Raw genomic sequence first — 4308 nt, forward strand, 5'->3', positions numbered from 1 at the left:
AAAACTGCTATCGAGTATATGCAGCCTTTTTTCTTCTGATTTTTTAGCCTGTAGTGTTGTCATCGATTATCACCATATAATTTATAAAGTAGACCAGTCGTCTATAATGATATGCAAACAAGTTTATCATGTCAATGGATTTAGTTTATTGAAAAAGGTTTATGGCCTCTGTGCCATATTTTTTTTAATGGTTTAGCAGTTGTTTTATGATTGTATGAATTATCATAAGATTTTGAATTTAAATATGATTTAATGGCAGTAGGCTGAGGGGAATATAAAGAAACATTGCTGAGGTAAATTTCTTGGCTGAACTTGGTTTGAAATGATGGGTTGCGCAGGGAAATAAGCATGGATATTTTGTTGCAAAAAATTGCATTACAGAGTGCCTTATTTCGGATAAGAGGCGAGTTTTCGACTTTTTAGGTTAAAACATAAACTCAAAATAACCAAGATTTAATCCGTAGACTAAGATTTTGTGGGCGAAAGGATTTTATGGCTTAAACATGCATTAGATCAGCAACAATGGCTCGACGTTCATTATGCTGTAATGAACTCAATATTTAAAACACTCCTAGTTGAATAGACGAATTATAAATTAATCAACTTGCGATGTTGTATCAATGGCATGGCTTCTCGGATTTTATTCTGCTCTTCGAGATCAAAAGGCACGACAATCAATTGACTACCTTCTTCGTTAATTTCAGCCAAAACTTTTCCTTGCGATTGGGTGGCGAGGGTATGACCCCAAGTCTGGCGTTTACCATTACTATGCCAGCCTTGTTGGGCAGAACCTAAAACTTGACATTGGCTGTCCATTGCCCGCGCCTGTAATAGCAACTTCCAGTGCATTTGCCCGGTTGTATAGGTGAATGCTGCTGGTGCGGTGAGAATATTTGCACCTTGGGCACGCAACATTAATGATAACTCTGGAAAGCGTAGATCATAACAAATCATGAGGCCAATATTACCAAAAGGTGTTTTGGCCACCACCAATGCATCACCAGGTTCGAACACAGCGGATTCCTGATAACCTCCGATACCATCGGCAACCTGTACATCGAATAAATGGATTTTGTCATAACGTGCAACGGTTTTACCTTCGGGACTCACGCATAGACTGACGGTACGCACTCGACCATCAGGTACAATCTCACCATTTGGACGATAAGGACAGGGTAATGTTCCTGCAACAATCCAGATTTGATACTGAAATGCCAATTGTTCTATTCGTTGTTTTAATTCATCAAAGCGCTGGGCTGTGACCGCTTGCTTACCAGCAGCGAAACAGGCAAAATTCTCTGGCAATACAAAAAGCTCTGCCTGTTGTATTTTTGCTTGTTTAAGTAGTTGTTCAACCCGAATAAAATTTTGATCAATATCATTTTGAGAATTAAGCTGAGTGACAGCAAGTCTGGTCATACGGCGATCCTCTATGGATATTAAGAAGCACTATGCTTTTTGGCTTTGTTCATCATTTGCATGAATGCTGGCTTGCTCTTTTTGCAATTGTTTTACTAACGGTTCAAACATATTTTGATTGCTTTCATTTAATTGCATAAGCGTGCGGTGGGCATCAAGTACAGTTTTTAACATGGTGGCATGGGAAATATTGTCTTCAACCAAAGTCTTTGTACATACATTGGGATTGCCACAATAATTAAGAATCACAAAGACTTGATTCAATCCCATACTATTTGCCAGTGTCGTAATATCAGGATTGGTCGACAACATCACAGCCTGTATGCCATGATTCTGCTTAAGTTTTAGCCCCAACTTTGCCAGAATACCCAGCACTGTACTATCGATAAAGGTAGTTTCAGTAAGATCAACAATTGCGCCAATAATTTGGGAATTTTGATCTATTTTGTTAAGTAAATTATCTAAACTTATGCAAGCCTGTGCCCGTACTTCACCAATAATCTTGAAGATGTGCGTGCCATTTAAGCTAGCATATTCGATACGACCTATTGACATGGAAATGCCATTTTTAGAATACATTCGTCCATTATCACATAGCTGTCGAGTGTCCGCAAGGCAGACAAAGTAACAAAATTATTAAATTAAACTAAGGTATTATCGAATTTTTCTAGCAATCTATATCTATTATTTTGATAAAAATCATTACAATGTATAAAATTAAGAAATTCTTAAAAATTAATTTTCCGTGCGAGTCAAACTTAATATTGCAATATCATCATTGACTTGATCAGGTGGGGTAAATTGATGTTGAGCCAGTTGGTCAATTAATTGTTGGAATTGATCATTTAGGCCACCTTTAAAGGGTTCTAGAGCACCATCGGAACATAAAATTAAACGACTGTGTGGCGGCATATATAAAGTTACTTCATCAATTGTTAGCTCATCGGTTAAACCTAGTGGAAAGCTACTCGCATTTAAAATTCTAGGCTCTTCTCCTGGAATTAAATGAATTGCAGGCGGAAAATGTCCAGCATTACAACAAGTAATAGTATTTGTATTCAAGTTAAGTATTCCAGCTACCATGGTAATATGCTTTTCAATATTTTCTTTAAGTAGCATCTCATTAAGCTTTTGAATTAGCTGTTGAGGGGAGGTTGCGCGTTTATGAAAAGCTGCCATCCATGATGTGAGTAAGCTACTTGTCACGCCATGTCCGGAAACATCAGCAAGATAAAACAAGATATGCTCCTCATCAACCCGCCAATAATCATACCAGTCACCTGATAAATATGCAGAAGGCTGAAACAAAGTATCAAAAGAATAATGGTTCACTTGTATTGGATTAGGTAGTAAACGTTTTTGTAAATCTGCCGCAGTGGGCAAATCACGACTATCTTGATTGCGTTTATATTGTGCTTCAATTAATTGAAGGGTATCAAAAGGATGTGCCGGTAAATCTTCCCAGATCCAACCCGCAAGCGCACCTTTTTGCCAAGCCTGACTTAGCTCCAGCCCTTCTTCTGCACGTGCGATAACAATTGTTGGACAATCCCAATCCTGATTTAGAAAATCCTTAACATCAGCAATATAGATACGATTTGGATCACATTGCTGAACTTGAGATAATTTAATCCACTCTAATTCTGCAAATAAAGCCAATGCACGATCTAACTGCCGCAAAACTCTGGATGGATAAACAAAATACATAAATTCAAAGTTAAACCAAGTCAAGAAAGACTTAGTTTACTCTCCGGTTTGTTGAGCATCATCTGGAAGATCATCTTGTTCATCGGTGGTATCCTCAAATGGATCATCCGCAAACATTGTTGATTCAATATCTTCCCCACGTTTAGTTGCAATAACATAAGCACGTTGTTGTAAGTACGTATCACGAATAGCAGAATATTTATCACCATGAAGCATGCTTTCCACAGATAAAAGCTGCGCTCTAGTATTGATTGCATCTATGGCATTGTTGGCCCAGTATGATCTATCATCATCAAAAACATATTGTTGTACATTGGCATATCGATCTGCAATCGTAGCCGCCCCATCCCGAAATGTACTAGGTCCAAGGAACGGTAACATAATGTAAGGACCAGATGAAACCCCCCAAACACCTAACGTAATACCTAAATCATCTTTTTCATTATCCATTTTTAACCTTTTTGCAGTATCTGCAAAACCCAGACTGGTTAAGGTATTAATTGTAAATCGACTTAAAGATTTTGCAGCTGTTTTGGGTTTTCCTTGAAGGATCTGATTGACAGCATTCCATGGTTCACGAAGATTGGTTCGGAAATTGGTATAACTACTTCGGGCATCTTCAGGCACTTTAGCTTGATATTGAACAGCAACAGGTCTTAGCACATATTGATCAAGCGTATCATTAAAGGTAAAAATTTTACGGTTAAGCGGTTGTAATGGATCTTTAACAGAAACAGGCTGACTCGCCAAAGCATTAATTTTCAATTGATTGAGCTGAATTTTTTTTAAAGCTGCCAAACTATAAATGTCATCTTGGTCATCCAATGCACTGCTGTCTTCATTTACGACTGGACCAACATCTTCTGCGTAAGCCAAATAAGAAACACTGCTGATCGAAGCAATCAATAATAGCTTTATAGATGGATAGATCATTATAAAATTCTCTGAGATTTGAGGAAATCAATAGTTTGATAATATCAAGCTTTATAAATAGTACAAATATAAAAGATCAAAGAAACAGAAAAACTATTCCCAAAAGCCTAGTATTGAGTGTAAAATAACCGATTAAAATAATAATTGATAAAAAGGGGTTGCGTTGGTATGTGAATGCTGTAGAATGCACATCCATCGGCGGTGATGCAGATTAAAACTTGTTGAAAAACAGGGTGTTAGTTGGGACTT

The 4308-nt window shown here is 37.5% G+C and carries 4 protein-coding genes; all 4 read right to left on the reverse strand.

From position 1 onward, the window contains the following. Positions 1 to 588: 588 nt before the first annotated feature. Entirely contained in the window at positions 589 to 1419 is an 831-nt protein-coding gene (locus CRO21_RS17305) for a carbon-nitrogen hydrolase family protein (protein WP_097080543.1), read from the reverse strand. Between the two features lie 30 nt (positions 1420 to 1449). After that, entirely contained in the window at positions 1450 to 1974 is a 525-nt protein-coding gene (gene gigB, locus CRO21_RS17310) for an anti-anti-sigma factor GigB (protein WP_097080546.1), read from the reverse strand. 180 nt (positions 1975 to 2154) lie between these two features. Then, a complete protein-coding gene (locus CRO21_RS17315) occupies positions 2155 to 3126 on the reverse strand; it encodes a PP2C family protein-serine/threonine phosphatase (RefSeq protein WP_097080544.1) in 972 nt (323 codons plus the stop codon). A gap of 36 nt (positions 3127 to 3162) precedes the next feature. Next, positions 3163 to 4059, reverse strand: coding sequence for an MlaA family lipoprotein (locus CRO21_RS17320; protein WP_097080545.1), 897 nt, complete (start codon positions 4057 to 4059; stop codon positions 3163 to 3165). Positions 4060 to 4308 lie beyond the last annotated feature (249 nt).

The sequence above is a fragment of the Acinetobacter puyangensis genome (assembly GCF_900096995.1).
In the GTDB taxonomy this organism is placed as follows: Bacteria; Pseudomonadota; Gammaproteobacteria; order Pseudomonadales; family Moraxellaceae; genus Acinetobacter; species Acinetobacter puyangensis.

Excerpts from the sequence above, each read along its gene's own strand:
- CRO21_RS17315 (WP_097080544.1), bottom strand. The coding sequence starts at position 3,126 with ATGTATTTTGTTTATCCATCCAGAGTTTTGCGGCAGTTAGATCGTGCA.
- CRO21_RS17305 (WP_097080543.1), bottom strand. The coding sequence starts at position 1,419 with ATGACCAGACTTGCTGTCACTCAGCTTAATTCTCAAAATGATATTGAT.
- gigB (WP_097080546.1), bottom strand. The coding sequence starts at position 1,974 with ATGTCAATAGGTCGTATCGAATATGCTAGCTTAAATGGCACGCACATC.
- CRO21_RS17320 (WP_097080545.1), bottom strand. The coding sequence starts at position 4,059 with ATGATCTATCCATCTATAAAGCTATTATTGATTGCTTCGATCAGCAGT.